The organism is Acidiphilium sp. 34-64-41, assembly GCF_002282635.1.
Lineage (GTDB): Bacteria > Pseudomonadota > Alphaproteobacteria > Acetobacterales > Acetobacteraceae > Acidiphilium > Acidiphilium rubrum.
The window spans coordinates 36,529-52,595 of the sequence record NZ_NCJX01000015.1; the positions used below are offsets into that span (position 1 = coordinate 36,529).

13 protein-coding genes are annotated in these 16,067 nt (G+C 64.0%); 9 read left to right on the forward strand and 4 right to left on the reverse strand.

The features are described 5' to 3' along the window. Window positions 1–31 precede the first annotated feature (31 nt). On the reverse strand, window positions 32–1,669 hold the full coding sequence (cydC, locus tag B7X49_RS04725; protein WP_286704026.1) for a thiol reductant ABC exporter subunit CydC: 1,638 nt from the start codon (window positions 1,667–1,669) through the stop codon (window positions 32–34). After that, window positions 1,669–3,354 (reverse strand): thiol reductant ABC exporter subunit CydD, encoded by a 1,686-nt coding sequence (gene cydD / locus B7X49_RS04730; RefSeq protein WP_408735572.1) that lies wholly within the window; start codon window positions 3,352–3,354, stop codon window positions 1,669–1,671. The genes cydC and cydD overlap by 1 nt, the downstream gene beginning before the upstream one ends. Before the next feature lie 255 nt (window positions 3,355–3,609). On the opposite strand from cydD, the gene panC reads away from it, so the two are divergent. From panC to B7X49_RS04775, 9 genes are all read left to right on the forward strand, one after another. After that, complete coding sequence (gene panC, locus B7X49_RS04735) at window positions 3,610–4,446, forward strand: pantoate--beta-alanine ligase (RefSeq protein ID WP_286704028.1); 837 nt, start codon at window positions 3,610–3,612, stop codon at window positions 4,444–4,446. Window positions 4,447–4,580: 134 nt separating this feature from the next. Then, complete coding sequence (locus B7X49_RS04740) at window positions 4,581–5,501, forward strand: EAL domain-containing protein (RefSeq protein ID WP_286704029.1); 921 nt, start codon at window positions 4,581–4,583, stop codon at window positions 5,499–5,501. Between the two features lie 129 nt (window positions 5,502–5,630). Continuing rightward, entirely contained in the window at window positions 5,631–5,921 is a 291-nt protein-coding gene (locus B7X49_RS04745; protein ID WP_286704030.1) for a DUF3253 domain-containing protein, read from the forward strand. After that, complete coding sequence (locus B7X49_RS04750; RefSeq protein ID WP_286704031.1) at window positions 5,918–6,409, forward strand: DUF1499 domain-containing protein; 492 nt, start codon at window positions 5,918–5,920, stop codon at window positions 6,407–6,409. The genes B7X49_RS04745 and B7X49_RS04750 overlap by 4 nt, the downstream gene beginning before the upstream one ends. Then, complete coding sequence (locus tag B7X49_RS04755; RefSeq protein WP_029311666.1) at window positions 6,406–8,184, forward strand: ABC transporter ATP-binding protein/permease; 1,779 nt, start codon at window positions 6,406–6,408, stop codon at window positions 8,182–8,184. The genes B7X49_RS04750 and B7X49_RS04755 overlap by 4 nt, the downstream gene beginning before the upstream one ends. Continuing rightward, window positions 8,181–9,131 carry a glycerophosphodiester phosphodiesterase family protein gene (locus tag B7X49_RS04760; RefSeq protein ID WP_286704032.1) on the forward strand — a complete coding sequence of 317 codons (951 nt, stop codon included), beginning with the start codon at window positions 8,181–8,183 and terminating at the stop codon, window positions 9,129–9,131. Before B7X49_RS04755 ends, B7X49_RS04760 begins: the two co-directional genes overlap by 4 nt. Window positions 9,132–9,926: 795 nt before the next feature. After that, a complete protein-coding gene (locus tag B7X49_RS04765) occupies window positions 9,927–10,973 on the forward strand; it encodes an HlyD family secretion protein (protein ID WP_286704033.1) in 1,047 nt (348 codons plus the stop codon). Then, window positions 10,970–12,535: a DHA2 family efflux MFS transporter permease subunit gene (locus B7X49_RS04770; RefSeq protein ID WP_286704034.1), complete on the forward strand. Its 1,566-nt coding sequence runs from the start codon at window positions 10,970–10,972 to the stop codon at window positions 12,533–12,535. Before B7X49_RS04765 ends, B7X49_RS04770 begins: the two co-directional genes overlap by 4 nt. Next, the gene (locus B7X49_RS04775; RefSeq protein WP_286704035.1) at window positions 12,525–14,093 is read left to right on the forward strand and encodes an efflux transporter outer membrane subunit; all 1,569 of its coding nucleotides are present in this window, start codon (window positions 12,525–12,527) and stop codon (window positions 14,091–14,093) included. The genes B7X49_RS04770 and B7X49_RS04775 overlap by 11 nt, the downstream gene beginning before the upstream one ends. Before the next feature lie 70 nt (window positions 14,094–14,163). Here the strand turns inward: B7X49_RS04775 and B7X49_RS04780 are convergent, their stop codons facing one another. Together B7X49_RS04780 and B7X49_RS04785 are read right to left on the reverse strand one after the other, a co-directional pair. Further along, complete coding sequence (locus B7X49_RS04780; RefSeq protein ID WP_286704036.1) at window positions 14,164–14,829, reverse strand: PEP-CTERM sorting domain-containing protein; 666 nt, start codon at window positions 14,827–14,829, stop codon at window positions 14,164–14,166. A 196-nt stretch (window positions 14,830–15,025) separates the two neighbouring features. Next, the gene (locus tag B7X49_RS04785; protein ID WP_286704037.1) at window positions 15,026–16,036 is read right to left on the reverse strand and encodes an LLM class flavin-dependent oxidoreductase; all 1,011 of its coding nucleotides are present in this window, start codon (window positions 16,034–16,036) and stop codon (window positions 15,026–15,028) included. Between the last annotated feature and the right edge of the window lie 31 nt (window positions 16,037–16,067).

The following is a 16,067-nucleotide window of genomic DNA, read 5'->3' on the forward strand; positions in this document are numbered from 1 at the left end:
CGGTGCGCGCGCCACCCCAGCCCGGTTCGCCTCAGCGCGTCGCCGCCGTGAGTTTGCCGTTCTGAAGGCGGAAGACGCGGTCGAGTTTTTCCACGCCGGTCAGGCGGTGGGTGATCAGCAGCAGGGTACGGCCGGCGAGGCTTTCGTTGATCGTGCTCATGAATGCCTGTTCGGTCTCGAGGTCGAGACCGGCGCAAGGTTCATCGAGGATCAGGATCGGGGCGGGGCTCAGTATGGCGCGGGCCAGCGCGAGCCGCCTGCCCTGGCCGCCTGAGAACCGACCGCCGGATTCGCCGACCCAGGCATCGAGTTGGTCGGGTCGGGCGCGCACCGTGTCGCCGATCCGCGCGGCATCGAGTGCCGACCAGAGCATCGGCTCGTCGGCGTCGGGGCGGGCCAGCAGCAGATTGTTGCGGATGGTATCGGCGAACAAATGGGTCGCCTGCGAGAGCCAGGTGATGCGGGTGTGGACATCCTGGGCGCGCAGGCGCGCGATATCGGTGCCGCCGAGGCGGATTTCACCGGCTTCGGGGGCGGCGAGTTTCAACGCCAGCGCGGCGAGGGTCGATTTGCCGGCGCCGGACGGGCCGAGCACCGCGATGCGCGCGCCGGCCGGGATTTGCAGCGAAAGATCGTCGAACACGGTGTGGCCGTCGGTGGTCCAGCGAAACCGGATGTGATCGAAGGTGAGGCTGGTGGCGGTGGGCAGCGCTGCCGCGGTTGCGGGGTCGGCGACGCGGGGCGGGGTTTCGGCGGCGGCGATCACGCGCGTGGCGGCGGCGGCGGCGCGGCCGGCGATGACGCCGGCGCGCGGCATGAAGCCCACGGTTTCGAACGCCGCGATCACGACGAAGGCGGCGATCACGATGGCGACCGGGTGGGCGCCGTGGATCAGCAGCACGGTGAGCAGGGCGCCCTGGGTGGCGAAAAACGCGGCGGCCTGCATGGCGCCGGTTTGGGCGGCGAGGCTGCGTTCGGCGGTGAACAGGCGCGATTCCTGGGACTGGACATGCGCCAGCATCCGCCCTTCGGCGCCGAACACCTTGATTTCGCGGAGCCCGGCCAGCGCATCGAGCGTCGCGGTGCGCAGGGCGCCGCCGGCTTCGGCTTCGGCTGCGGCGGATGCCCGTGCCTGCCCCATCGCGCGGATCGGCAGGGCGACGGCGGCGATCAGGAACAGGGCGAGCACGATGATGGCGGCGGCGATATCTTCGCGGCCGATCGCGACCAGCAGGATCGGTACGATCAGCACGGCGCTCAGCGCGGGGATCAGGATACGCAGAAAAACGCCGTCGAGTGCTTCGACGTCGTTGACCAGCCGCGCCAGGACATCGCCGGCGTTGCGAAAGCCGAGTCCGCCGCCCGCGCTGCGGGCGAGGTTGCCGAAGAACCAGATGCGGAGTGCCGCGAGCGCGCGGAACGTACCGTCATGCGTGATCAGCCGTTCCAGGTAGCGCAGCACGACGCGCGCGACGCCAATGATTGCGAGCGATGCGGGAACCGCCAGCGCGAGTCCGATCGCGTCCGCCCCGATCAGGTCGCCGGCGCCGGCCATCAGCGCGATTCCGGCAGCGAGCGAGGCGAGGGCAGCGATCGTGCCGATAATGAGCACCGGCCACTGGGCGCGCCAGAGGGTAATGATCCGCAGGATCGGCGCGATATCGGTCATCAGGCGACGCCTTCGAGTCGGTTGCTGCGGGTGGCGCCGAGGTCGAGTTTGCGGCCGGCAAATTCATGGGCGAAGGCGGCGTGGCTGGCGAGGATGACGGTGCGGCCGATCGCGAGGCGCTTCAGACTGTCGAGCACGTCGCGTTCGGTGGCGGGGTCGAGTTGGGCGGTTGGTTCGTCCAGCAGCAGGAGTTTGGCGTCCTTCAGAAAGGCCCGCGCGATCGCGATGCGCTGGGCTTGGCCGCCGGAAAGACCGTAGCCACCATCGCCGATGCGGGTGGCGAGCCCCATCGGCAGCATGTCCGAAAACTCGGCGACGCGGGCGAGGCGGATGGCTTCGCGCAGGTCGGCATCGCTCGCTTCGGGGCGGCCGAGCCTGATGTTGTCCTCGATCGATCCGGCGAACAGGAAGGGTTTCTGGCCGATGATCGCGGTCATGCGCGCGAGGGCGGCGGGCACCAGGCTTTCGATCGGCGCGCCGTTGATGGTGATGCGGCCGGATTGGGGGCGCGCGAAGCCGAGCAGCAATTCCAGAATGGTTGATTTACCCGACCCGGAAGGGCCGACCAGCATCATGGTTTCATTGGCGGGCAGGCGGAAGCTCAGCCCGTGCAGAACCGGGCCGCGCGCCTCGTCCCAGGTGAAGGAGACGTCTTCGAAGGCGATGGTGACGCCCTGTGCCGGCACCGTGCGGATGGCGGCGGCTGCCGGCAGGCTGGGTTGTGGCTGCGGCAGGGCCACGATGTCTTCGGCGGCGGTCTGTGCGGTCATGCGGTCCTGGTAGACCGCCGAGAAAGCGCGGATCGGCGCGAAGAACTCGGGCACCAGCAGGATGCAGAACAGCGCGGTGGGGGCCAGGGCGATGTCGCCGGCGAGCAGCGGGGCGGCGAAGCGGACGGCGATGAGCACGAGCGCCGCGGCGGCGAGCAGGTCGATCATGGTGGAGTTGAGGAAGGCGACCCGCAGGATGCGCATGGTGCGGTGGCGCAGATCATCGGCGGCGACACCGAGTGCTTCGGCTTCCGCTTCGGCACGGCCGGCGAGCACAATGGTGGCGATGCCACGGATACGGTCGAGAAACCGGGTCTGCAATCGGGTCATCGCGCTGAATTGTTTGCGCGCCGCGATGCCGGTGCTGCGGCCGGTGACGGCCATGGCGACCGGCACGAGCAGGGCGGTGACCAGCAGGATCAAGCCGCTGCGCCAGTCGGCGATCAGGGCAGCGAGGATGATCAGGCCCGGGCCAAGGCTGGCGAGGCTGGTGGCGGGAATCCAGCTCCTATAGAGCCCGTCAAGTGCTTCGATCCGGTCGATCACGATGCCGGCAAGCTCGCCGGAATGGCGGTTGCGCAGGGCGGCGGGGCCGAGTGTCATGAGCGTATCGAGCGTGGCGCTGCGCAGGCGGCGGCGCGCCGTGATGCCGAGCCGGCTGGCCTGATGCTCCTGCACGACGATCAGCAGGGTACGGATGAGTGCGGCGAGCGCGAAGCCGGCGGCCGGCAGAACAATGGCACCGGCGGTGGCGTGGGTGATGGCGGCGTCGAGCAGGCTGGCGGTGCACAGGGTCTGCAAAATGGCGAGTAGAACGCCCAGCACCCCGAGAGCGATGATCGGCATGGCTCGTCGTCGGCCGTCTTTGATTTCGTGCTGAATCCAGAGTTTCGCGGGTGAACCACTGCCTGCCATGGGTGAGACATATAAAGAATATCCGGAAACTCCAACAGGGGTGACAGCGATGCCGGGAATCGTGACGCCTGAACAATAATCCGTGATCAGGGCGTGAATCTAACGAGAACATTACCGGAATATGAAAGCAATGTACATATTATCTGAGAACAGATCAGGAAAAACTCCGCCCATGATGGACGACGACGGCGGATTGGCCCAGAACCCGCTCGATCGAACGTCACGAACCAGTCACACAGCCTCAACGGAGGACCTATGGAGATCGCCCGCACTCCGGTGCAGTTGCGCGCCGCGCGCGCAGCGCTTGCCGCCGCCGGCCGGCCGGGCCTTGCGCTGGTGCCAACCATGGGGGCGCTGCACGAAGGCCATTTGTCGCTGATCCGCGCCGCGCGCGCGCATGGTGACGCGGTCGCCGCCTCGATTTTCGTCAATCCCACCCAATTCGCGCCCGACGAGGATTTTGCACGCTATCCGCGCGATGAGGCCGCCGACTGCGCGATGCTGGCCGCGGCGGGGTGCGATCTGGTCTGGCTGCCGGATGTCACCACGATGTATCCGCCGGGCGATGCCACGATCATCGAGGTCGCCGGCCCGGCGCTGCTGTGGGAGGGCGCGGCGCGACCGGGGCATTTTCGGGGGGTCGCGACCGTGGTGGCGAAATTGTTCGGCCAGGTAAGGCCGGATGCCGCGTGTTTTGGCGAAAAGGACTGGCAGCAGGTGCAGGTAATCCGCCGCATGGTCGAAGATCTGGGGCTACCCGTCGATATCATTGCGGCACCGACCTGGCGAGAGGCGAGCGGCCTAGCGATGTCGTCGCGCAACCGTTACCTGGCGGCGACCGAGCGCGCGGCCGCACCGGCTTTGTTTGCGGCCCTGACCGGCGCGCGTGATGCCATATGCTCCGGGGCACCGCTGGGGCGGAGCATCGCAGAAGGCGAGGCGGCGCTGGTCGCGGCTGGTTTCACGGTGGACTACTTTGCCCTGGTCGATGCAAGGACCCTGGAACCGCTGAACGATCGCGCGGGTGCGGCACGACTGATCGCCGCGGCGCGGTTGGGGGCGACCCGACTGCTCGACAATATCGCGGTCTGAAAATCAGCGTCTGTCGCGGCAGTCGTGATTTTGTTTAGATTTTTGAGCCGGCGCTAACGCGATTTTTACTTCCTTGCGGCATCATCATGCTCACGATGGTCCAGGTTCGGCCAGACCAAGATGGAGCAAAGTGCGTGAGCGTAATCGATTCAGGCGGTTATCAGGGGTCCGACGCAGTTGTGGCGGAGACGTCCAGCACGACGACGGATCGGCGAACCCGTGCCTCGTTGCGGCGTCTGGTCGCGGGGGAGCAACGCAAACGGGCGATGCGGCTGACTGAAGCGCTGCGCGACGATGCATTTTGCCTGCGGTTCCTGCCGCGTCAACGCCTCGCACCGACGGGGCATGCAACCGCTGGCACCGGGCTCGTGGAGTCGGACCGGATCGAGGGAGCTGAGTTATGGCTGGGCCTGCCCAATCGCCGGCGCGGACTGGTTTCGGTCACGCCGCTGCTGCGCGATCTGGACCGGCCGGTGCTGCGCGAGGACATGCTGCGCTTCACGCTCGATGCCGCGGCGGCCGAGGTCGCGATCTGGCCGGCGCATTGGCGCATCGCCGTGCCGGTGCCCAGCCGGATTCTGGTGGATGGTGGGGTGTGCGACATCGTGCTGGGGGCGCTCGCGCAGGCCGGGGTCGGCGCCGAGCGGATCGATTTCCAGATCGATGAATCAGAACTGGTCGAGGGGGGTATGGCGCTGCATCATGCCATCGGCGCGTTGCGCGAATATGGGGTCGGCGTCACCCTCGAAGGCTTTGGTGCGATTTTCGGCAGCCTCGCCTTGTTGCCGCGCCTGCCGCTGACCGGGCTCAAGCTCGATCGGCGATTGGCCCATGCGACCATGCCGGGCGATGCGGTCGATGAAACCATCCTGATCCGCGCCGCGGTCGAAATCGCGCATCGTCAGGGCGTGCTCGTCACGATCGACGGCGTTGAGACCGCGGCGGAAACCGAGCGGATCCGTGGGCTCGGGGTCGATCTGGTGCAGGGACCGTGGATTGGTCCCGCGATGCCGGCGGAAGCCATTCGGGCACGGGCGCGCGTTTCAGGTTTATGAGCCTGGCGGCAGGTCGGTAAGGCAGGGTAGGTCTTCTTTTTTGTGAACAAAAAAGAAGCAAAAAAAACTTTGTTAATTTGGGCCCGTGCCGCTTCAAACGCCCGTGCCCCAGGGTCAGAAAGTTTTTTGATGATCCCACCCGACGCCGCGGCGACCGCCGCGATCCTCGACCTCGTGACCGCGCGCGGTCACCTTAAATCGATCTGCCCGACCGATGCCGCCCGCGCTCTGGCCGACTCGGTCCCGGATCGATCGACTGACCCCGAGGCGTGGCGGCGGTTTCTGCCGCAGGTGCGCGCGGCTGCAGTGCATCTTGCGCAATCCGGCCAGATCGACATTTTGCGCAAGGGTAAGAGAATCGCGCCGGAGGCGATGCATGGCGTCGTGCGGTTCCGGCTCACGACCAATCAGGAGGAATGACGATGGGTGTTGGGCTGTTGCCGCTGCTGTTGAGCTTGGTGTTTCCCGCCTGCGGCAAAATGGGGGCGCAGGGTGTCGCGCCACCGGGCGTGGTCGATTTCGCTCATCTGACCCTGCCGAAGACGCCAAACAAAGCGCTGGCGGCGCCGTCCGGGTTCACCCCGGGTCCGAACATCGTGACGCCGCATTATAAAGTGTCGCCGACTGCGTTGTTCGCCATGGTCGGGCAGGTTGCAGCGGCGGAGCCACGGGTGTTCGCGCTCGACAGCCATCCCGCACATCTGCAGGCGGCCTGGGTCGCCCGCTCGGCCCGCGCAAATTTTCCGGATGTGATCGAGGTGGCGGTGCAGCCCGATCCCGCAGGCGGAAGTGCTTTGATCCTGTATTCCCACTCGATTTATGGCCAGTCCGATTTCGGCGTGAACGAAGCGCGGGTGAAATCCTGGCTCGGCGCCATCGCGGCGAAGGTGGCCGGCGCCCAACCATGAAATTTCTCCGCAACATCGGCCGTGCGATGGCGGATGCCTGGCGTCTCACCAAGCCCTATTTCAAATCCGAAGAAAAATTTGTCGCCTGGGGGCTGCTGGCCGCCATCATCGCGCTCAATCTGGTCTCGGTCTATCTGAACGTCCTGTATTCCTACTGGTACAAAATTTTTTACAACGCATTGCAGGCGAAGGACGAACCGGCGTTCTGGGGCTCGATCTTCACTTACCGGTTTATCAAGGGCTATCCTTGGTTCGTCCCGGGGTTTGCCGAGATTGCGGTGTTCAACATCCTGGTCGGGGTTTACGCGTTCTATTTGCAGCAGATGCTCGAGATCCGCTGGCGGCGCTGGATCACCGATAATTTCGTGAAGGACTGGCTCACCGGCCGCGCCCATTACCAGATCAGCCTGATGGCCGAAGCGGGCAGCCCGCTCGACAACCCCGATCAGCGAATCGCCGATGATCTACGCAGTTTCGTGTCGAACAACCTGTCGCTCGGCATCAGTTTCATCGCCAATATCGTCAATCTGCTCAGTTTCATCTTCGTCCTGTGGTTCCTGGTGCCGCCGCTGCATATTTTTGGCGCCGTGATCCCCGGCTATCTCGTCTGGACGGCGATCGTCTATTCGCTGATCGGCACCTATCTGACGCATGTGATCGGCTGGAAACTCATCCCGCTGAGCTTTCAGCAGCAGCAGGTCGACGCCGATTTCCGCTTCAATCTGATCCGCGTGCGCGAAAATACCGAGCAGATCGCGCTATACGGCGGCGAAGCCGAGGAAACCATTGGGCTGAAGCAGCGGTTTCATGCGATCTATCTGAACTGGTGGATGATCATGAAGCGCACCAAGGCGCTGAATTTTTTCACCATCGGCTTCAGCCAGGTGGCGATCATCTTTCCTATCCTGATTGCCGCACCGGGCTATTTCACCGGTCTTTTCACGCTTGGGTTGCTGCTTCAGATCAATAACATCTTCGGTAATGTGCAGGGCTCGTTCTCGTGGTTCGTCGGCGCCTATCCGCAGATCGTCGGATGGCGCGCGACGGTGCAACGACTCGATGGGTTCGAGCGGGCGGTGGTCGCGGCGCATGTGCAGCAGAATGCCGCCCCTGGCGGCGAGCCAGGCACTATGTTGCGCGCCGATGATCTGGCGATCGACCTGCCGGATGGCCGCAAGCTGTTCGCCCAGTCGCATCTCGCGATCGCGCGCGGTGAGCCGATGGCGATTACCGGTGCATCGGGGTCGGGCAAATCGACGTTGTTTCGGATGTTCGCGGGCATCTGGCCGTTCGGCAAGGGGCGGGTATCGCGACCGGTCGGGCGCTCGATGTTTCTGCCGCAACGCCCGTATTTCCCGCTCGGCTCGCTCAAGCGGGCGGTCGCCTATCCTTGCCAGGAATACGACGTCGCGGATCAGGATGTGCGGGCGGCGTTGGAGGATGTTGGCCTGGGATCGCTCGCGGCGCGGCTGGAGCAGGTCGATAACTGGACACTTCGGCTTTCGGGGGGTGAACAGCAGCGCCTCGCGCTGGCGCGCGCCTTGATCGTGAAACCCGATTGGCTGTTCATGGACGAGGCATTGTCAGCGATCGATGAGGCGGCGATTGGCGATCTGTTCGCGCTGCTACGCGCCCGGCTGCCGGAGACGCAGATTATTTCCATCGCGCATCAGGACAGCGTGATCAGCCTGCATGCCCGGCGCGCCCGGCTGACGCGGGGCGCTGACGGTGCGATGGAACTGATCACCGACGCCGAAAAGCTCGTCGGCGAATGAGGACCATTGCGGTTTTCGGCCATCGTGGCGCGCGTGGCCTGGCACCGGAAAACACGATCGGCGGGTTTGCCGTGGCGCGTGCCAGCGGCGTGACGGGGGTTGAGTTCGATGTCGGCCTGACCGCGGACAACTTCGCCGTGGTGCATCACGATCCAAGACTGAACGCCGCGATCGCGCGGGATGCGGCGGGTCATTATGTCGGGGCGGATGCGCCGTTGCTGCGCGGCCTCAGTCTTGCCCAACTCGCGGGCTATGATGTCGGCCGTTTGCGCGCCGGATCGGAGTATGCTGCGCGCTATCCCGATCAGGTCGCCTGCGATGGTGCGGCAATTCCGAGCCTCACTGCGGTGCTCGCCGCGCTGCGGGAGCTTGATCTGTTGATCGAGGTCAAGACGGTGCCGGATCGTCCAGCCGATACCGCGACACCTGCCGCCATGGCGACCGCGGTGATCGAGGCGCTCCGCGCGGCGGATGCGATCGAGCACGCCGTGCTGTTCGCGTTCGACTGGCGGGTGCTCCGCGAAGCGTCGGCGATCGAGCCGACGCTTCGGCGCTGCTGCCTCACCGAACCCGATACCGTCGCTCAGGGCGGATTATGGCTCGATGGGGCCGATCTAGGCGCATTCGACGGTAAGATAATCCAGGCCGTCGCCGCGACGGGGGCTGCGTGCTGGGCGCCGTTTCATGCGACCCTCGAGGAGGCCGATGTCCGCGAGGCCCAGTCGCTCGGCCTCCTTGTTCTGCCGTGGACGGTCAATGCGCCCGAGGCGCTTGATCGTATGATCGGGTTTGGTGTTGATGGGATAATCTCCGATTGGCCGGACCGGGCTCGGCTTGCCGTCGAGCACGCCGGGTGCCGGGTTGCCGCGCCAGGGTTCATTGCAGGTGTAGGCCGCCTTGTCCCAGAAATTGGCGCGCCGGGCGGCGTGGAACAGAAACTGCCGTAGCGCGGGCGCCTGCCAGCCGGCTTCATCGATCAGAACATCAATCGGCGCAAATAATTCATGCGCATGGGCAATGTTATGCGCGGCGAACTCGTCGAATTGGCGCGGTTTTAGCGCGTAGAGCACCCGCATGTCGCGCACCGGCAGAGCGACCGTGGCTTCCGGTTCGCGCTCGAACAGGCCGATGGTGCGCCAGCGCGGGATATCGTCCTGCTCCGCAACCGCGCGTTTCAGCCAAACCGCCGGGCAGGAAATCAGCAGCGAATGCAGGCTCGGCGTGTAGCGGGATCGTTTGTCGAGCAGATTCTGCAGGCTGCCACACACTTCGATTGCGAAAATATCGACGAACGGGTCAGCCGCCGTGCCGCCGAACCAGAGCCACAGCCCGTCCGGAAAGGTGCGCATGCGCGCAGCACCGGGAATTTTCAGGGAAGGTGCATCATTTTCCGAAGCCGGTCCCGGTCGGGCTTTCAGCCAGACGCCATGACCCCTTGCGTCGGCGGCCTCGAGGCCAGGGGGGGTTTGCGGCCAGGCCCGGATGCGTTCGCGTACGAAGCCGTCGAGTGTCTGAAAACCCATTATTTTGATCCATTTCTAATCGAGCCAAGGTGGTTGTGCTACCTTAGGTAGTATTCTGTAAACGGTTTCACTTGGCAAGGCGAATCCGCATCGTGCGTTGAAATTTATGAACAATCGTTCAGATAAGCTTGATGCGTCACGGAAACGTGCCTCCCTTGCGTTATCGCGCGACTTCATGACCTAATTGCCGGGAGCAGGTAGGGACGAGGTCGAACTCCAATGGATGGCATCAGTGAGCAGCAGGCGGCTGCGCGAGAGACCGCAACGCCGGCTGATGCACCGCAACGCGGGCGCAGCCGCCGGCCCTTCCTGATCCTGGCACTGGTGCTGCTCGTGCTGGTCGGTGCCGGCGTGATCTATTGGTTGCACGCGCGCAATTTCGCAACGACCGATGATGCCCAGGTCGATGGGCCGATTCATCGAATCGCCGCGCGGATCTCGGGGCAGGTCGAGTCCGTGCCGGTCCATCAGAACGAACATGTTGAAAAGGGGCAGGTCCTTGTCGTGCTCGATTCCGGGACCGAACGCGTCGCGGTCGACCGCGCGCTAGCCAAGCGCGCTCAGGCTGAAGCCGATGTCGGCACCAGGCGGGCGGATGTCGCGCAGGCGGCCGCGAATGCCGAGGTCGCTCAGGCCAATCTGCTCAAGGCGCGCCAGGATGCCGCGCGCTACCGCCGGGTCGACCCGCAGGCGATCACCAGAACCAATCTGGATGCCGCCAATGCCGCACTCCAGGCCGCGCAAGCCAAGGTCGGCGCCGCGCAACAACAGGTCACCGGCGCTAAGGCGGGGCTGGTCGCCGTCCAGGCCGCGCTGCGGGCGGCGGATGTCGGGGTCGAGAACGCCAAATTGCAGATAGGCTACACCATTATTCGCGCGCCCGCCGCCGGGTTCATTGCCGAACGCACGGTGCGAACCGGTAATGTGGTTTCGCCCGGCAACGGTCTGATGGCGCTGGTGGGTGACCGCTACTGGGTGACCGCGAACTACAAGGAGACCGAACTGGGCCGGATCAGGCCGGGCCAGCATGTCCGGGTCTATCTCGACGCAGTGCCGGGCATCGGGTTTCATGGTGTGGTCACCAGCATCCAGCGCGGCACCGGCAGCGTGTTCTCGCTGCTGCCGGCGGAGAACGCGACGGGCAATTACGTCAAGATCGTCCAGCGCGTGCCGGTGCGGATCAGTTTCGATGACAAGCGGTTGGCGCATTACGCGATTGCGCCTGGCATGTCAGCCGAACCGTATATCCGTATTCGTGCCAAATGAGTTTTCTCTATGCCAGCCGGCCGGCTCTGCCGCGCTCGGCGGCCGGTGTTTACAACCCGTGGCTGATCGTTGCGATGATCGCGCTGGCACCCTTCATGGAGGTGCTGGATACCACCATCGCCAACGTCGCCCTGACCCATATCGCCGGCTCGCTCGCGGTCAGTCCAGAGGAAAGCACCTGGGTGCTCACCTCCTATCTGGTGTCGAACAGCATGATCCTGCCGATCACCGGCTGGCTCGCCGCGGTGCTCGGGCGCAAGCGCTTGTTTTTGATCTGTATTGCGCTGTTCACGGCAAGCTCGGTGCTTTGCGCGTTTTCAACCTCGCTGACCATGCTGATCGTGGCGCGCGTGTTGCAGGGGCTGGGCGGCGGTGGGTTACAACCGATCACGCAGTCGATGTTTGCCGACACCTTTCCGATCGAAAAACGCGCGCAGGTGTTTGCGGTCTATGGCGTGGTTATCATTGTCGCCCCCGCGACGGGTCCGATTCTCGGTGGTTGGCTGACCGATCATCTGTCATGGCACTGGGTGTTTTTGATCAACCTGCCGGTCGGGCTGATCGCATTCACCTTGATCGCTATTTTCGTCAACGAACCCGCCGTGCTGGTGCGCGAGCGCGCGGCGCGACTGGCGGCGAAGCTGCGGTTCGACTGGTTCGGGCTCATTCTGGTCGCCACCGGCTTCGGCGCGTTGCAGATATTTCTCGACAAATTCTCGCTCGATGATGGTTTCGGTTCCACCTTCATCTGCGAATTATTCGTGGTCTGGACCGTCTCGCTGGTCACGCTCGGCGTGTGGGAATGGGGGCACCCCGAGCCGGTGGTAAACGTGCGGATGTTCAAATACCGCAATTTCTCGATCTCCTGCATCATCATGTTCGTGATCGGATTCATCTTGCTCAGCACCACGCAATTGCTGCCACAACTGACGCAGACACTGCTGGGCTACTCATCCCAGACGTCAGGTTTTGCGCTGGCGCTCGGCGGTTTGGCGACGATCGGGTTGATGCCGGTGGCCGGCATCGTGACCGGGCGGTTCATTTCGGCCAAGGTGTTGCTGATCGGCGGGTTGGTGGAAACCGGCATCGCGCTGATGCTGCAGTCGCATCTGGCGCCCGATGTTTCGTTCTACACCATTTCGCTCGACCGTGTGCTGCAGGTGATTGCGCTGCCGTTCCTGTTCATTCCGATCTCGGCGTTGTCCTATGTCGGCGTGCCGCCGGCGCGCAATGGCGATGCCTCGGCGATCATCAACCAGGTCCGCAACATCGGCGGCAGCATCGGCATTTCCTACGTCACGACGATGCTCGCGATCCGCACCCAGTTTCATCATGCCAGGCTCGCCGATGCGATCACACCGTATGTCAGCCTGCACGGCCAGACACTTCCCCAGATCACTGCTGCCGTGCAACATGAGGCAGCATTTATGAGCTATCTCGATTTGTTCCATAGTCTCGGCCTGGTCGCGTTGCTGATCTGGCCGATCATTCTGTTGCTCGGCGCGCCCGCCAAGGCCGGCCGTGGCAAGGGGCCTGCGAAAGGAGTGTCGTATGAGGTTTGAATCTGTCCGTCACCGGTTGCGATGGGGAACTGTCCTGGGGGCGGGGCTGCTCGCCGCATCGACGCTCGGTGGCTGTGAGTTGGGGCCGAACTTCCATAATCCCCATCCGCACACAGCCGCATCGTTTCTCGACAATCGGCCGGCGATTACCGCGCCCAACGGTGTCAGCCAAGGGAAGGTCGATCTCGCATGGTGGCGGAGCTTCGGCGATCCCGCGCTGACCAACCTGGAGACCCAGGCGATCCAGCAGAATCTGGACGTGCGGATCGCAACCCAACGTCTGGCCGAGGCACAGGCGCAGGCGCAGATCGAGGGGGCGACGCTCTATCCCAACCTGAATTTCGCCGGTTCGTTCACGCGTGAGGGGCCGAGCAAGAAGGGCGTGTTTACCGCGCTCAGCGGTTCGGGTTCCAACACCAGCACGAGCACCAATGCCGGCTCGACCGCTGGCGGCTCTGCAAGTTCGATCGGCGGCGGCGGCATTCCGGGCTCGGCGATCCAGCCATTCAACCTGTTCCAGTACGGGTTTTCCTCGGTGTTCGATTTCGACCTGTGGGGCAAGAATCGCCGGGCGGTTGAAGCCTCGCTCGCCGCCGTGCAGGCCTCGCGCGATGCGCGCCGCGCCGTGCTGCTAAATACCGAGGCCGAGGTGGCGCAGACCTATGTCAATCTGCGTGCCGAACAGACCGTGATGCAAATCACGAAAGACAATTTGAAGAGTGCTGACCATATCGCGGGCCTGACCGGTCAGCGCGCGCAGGCCGGGCTTGCCAATGCGCTCGATGTTGCGGATGCCCGGGCGCAGGCGGCCTCAATCCGGTCGAAACTTCCTGCGCTCGAAACCGCGATCGATGCGGATATCAACCAGTTGAGCCTGCTGCTTGGGCGCGGCCCGGAGGCGTTGCGCGCGGAATTGATCACCGCGGCACCGGTGCCTGCGGTGCCGCCCGTGGTGCCAATCGGCCTGCCCTCCGCGTTGTTGCAGCGCCGGCCGGACGTGCGCGAGGCTTCGGCCAAACTGCATGAGGCGACCGCGGAAATCGGCGTTGCCAAGGCGGATTTCTTTCCGGATGTCTCGCTCTCCGGCTCGGTCTCGCTGCAGGCGCTGCAGTTCTCCAACCTCAACCAGTTGGCGGCGGTGACCTATGCGATCGGGCCGCAGATTACCCTGCCGCTGTTCGAGGGTGGCAAGCTGAACGGCCAGTTGCATCTGCGCACCGCCGAGCAGAAGGCTGCCGCGATCGATTACGCCAAGACCGTGCTCACGGCGTTCCATCAGGTCGATAATGCGCTGACCGCGTATGATCAGGAGCAGAACACCTTCGCGGCGTTGAAGACCGATGTCGCGGAGAGCCAGCGCGCGCTTGGCTTGGCGCAGGAGCGCTACCGGGAGGGCCTGGCCGATTACCTGCAGGTGTTGACGGCGCAGCAGAGCGAGTTGGCGGCGAGCCAGTCCGAGGCCGAGAGCCTGGCTCAGGTTTCGACCGATCTGGTCAAGCTGTATCAGGCGTTGGGCGGCGGGTGGGAGCAGACCTATCCGGCGGCGCCCAGGTCTTAAATCCGGTGGAGCGAAAACGGCTCCGGAATATCCCGGAGCCGTCGACGCACGATGAATCGTTTGGTCTGTGTCAGACCGACTTCCGGCGGCGGCGCGCCACCAGTCCAAGACCAAGCAGCCCGGTCCCCAGCAGCATAAGGCTGCCAGGCTCCGGCACGTTGACGCTCAGAACGGCAGGCAGGCCGTTCGCTTCGACGTAGTAGAGGTCGTAGGCACCGGCGGTTGCCGGCGGCGCCAAGCTGCTGAGCGTCTGCGATGTCGGCGCAGAGTCGCTCGTCGGTAGTAGATCGTTTGACGTGTTGCCGGCCGCATACAGGCTCACGCCATCATCATGCGTAATGCCGGTTACAGTATTGGCGCTGTTAAACGTGATCTTCATGAAGGTCGTATCGCCAAATCCGCTGCTGCTCAGGTCTGCGGAGAGCGCCCCCACATTTCCGGTCGTGAAGTTGGTCAGCGTGCCGCCGCCTGATGTAAAAAAATTGTCAATAGTGTTGGTGGTGGCGTCAAAATTTAGAGCGCCGGTGTATGTAAAGGCGGCGAGCGGGGCCGTCGCGCCCAGCGGGTTGGTCGGCAAAGCCTGCTGAGACGAGGCCCCTGAGTTGTTGGTTGCGGTGTGCGTCAAGTGATAGATTGTTACCTGAAACGACCCATCAAGCAACCCGGCATTCGCTGTACCGATAAAGCCAAGTGCTGCAACGGTACCCGCCAGTAACAATGTTCGAAATTTTGTCATTTTACCCTCCCACACAATGAGAAAGATGCTTCCTCTACGGAATCACCGCGCATCCAACCCGGAGCGCATAAAAGTCGTTGCACAAAACGTGCCATGTGAGACGATCAGGAATTTCAAGTATTTGTAGCATCTCAATTAGTGAGATGTAAAAGACTCCGACAGGAAATCATCTTCATTCAATTTACAATTGTAAACTTTAGGCGGCAATGCACTGTTTACGTGTAATGGCTACTTCGCTAACGATTTCATAACTGCGACGTCGTGCGCCATGATCGTGGATCTGCGCAGTGATCATCAATTCATCGGGACGGAATTCGGTAATGAACCGGCCGAGGCCCGCGCTGATTGTGTCCGGCGCACCGACGATGGAGTGAACCAGCGCGTGGTCGAGCTGGGCCTTCTCCATCGGGGACCAGATGTCCTGCATCACGGCGGGGGCGGGCAGTTTTCCGGGCCGACCGCGACGTAGGTTGATGAAAGCCTGTTGCAACGATGTGAAGAGATGGGCTGCCCGTGCATCGGTTTCAGCGGCGATCACATTCAGGCCCAGCATCGCGTACGGCCGCGCCAACTGGGCAGAGGGCTGAAAGCGGGTGCGATAGATCTGCAGCGCCTGGCGCAGCAAATCGGGCGCGAAATGCGAGGCGAACGCAAACGGCAAGCCGAGTGCCGCCGCGAGTTCAGCACTGTAGGTCGATGATCCCAGCAGCCAAATCGGCACATCGAGCCCGGCGCCCGGCACCGCGCGCACGGCTTGGTCGGGCGGGGCAGGGCGGAAATAGCTTTGCAGTTCGATCACATCATCGGCGAATCTGGTTTCGCTGCCCGCCAGGTCGCGCCGCAGGGCGCGCGCCGTGCGCTGGTCGGTTCCAGGCGCACGGCCGAGGCCCAGATCGATTCGGCCGGGATGCAGGGCGGCCAGCGTGCCGAACTGCTCGGCAATCACCAGCGGTGCATGGTTCGGCAACATGACGCCGCCGGAGCCGACGCGGATGGTGCTGGTGGCTGCGGCAACATGCGCGATGACCACCGCGGTAGCCGCACTGGCGATACCCGGCATGTTGTGGTGCTCGGCCAGCCAATAGCGGTTAAAACCCAGCCGCTCGGCGTGACCGGCGAGGTCTGCGCTGTTGCGCAGGGCATCTCCCGCGGTTGACCCTTCAGGGACCGGGGCGAGGTCGAGGACGGAAAACGGGATCGGACTCATAGCTTACACATAGGCCGGAGTCCGTCCCGCC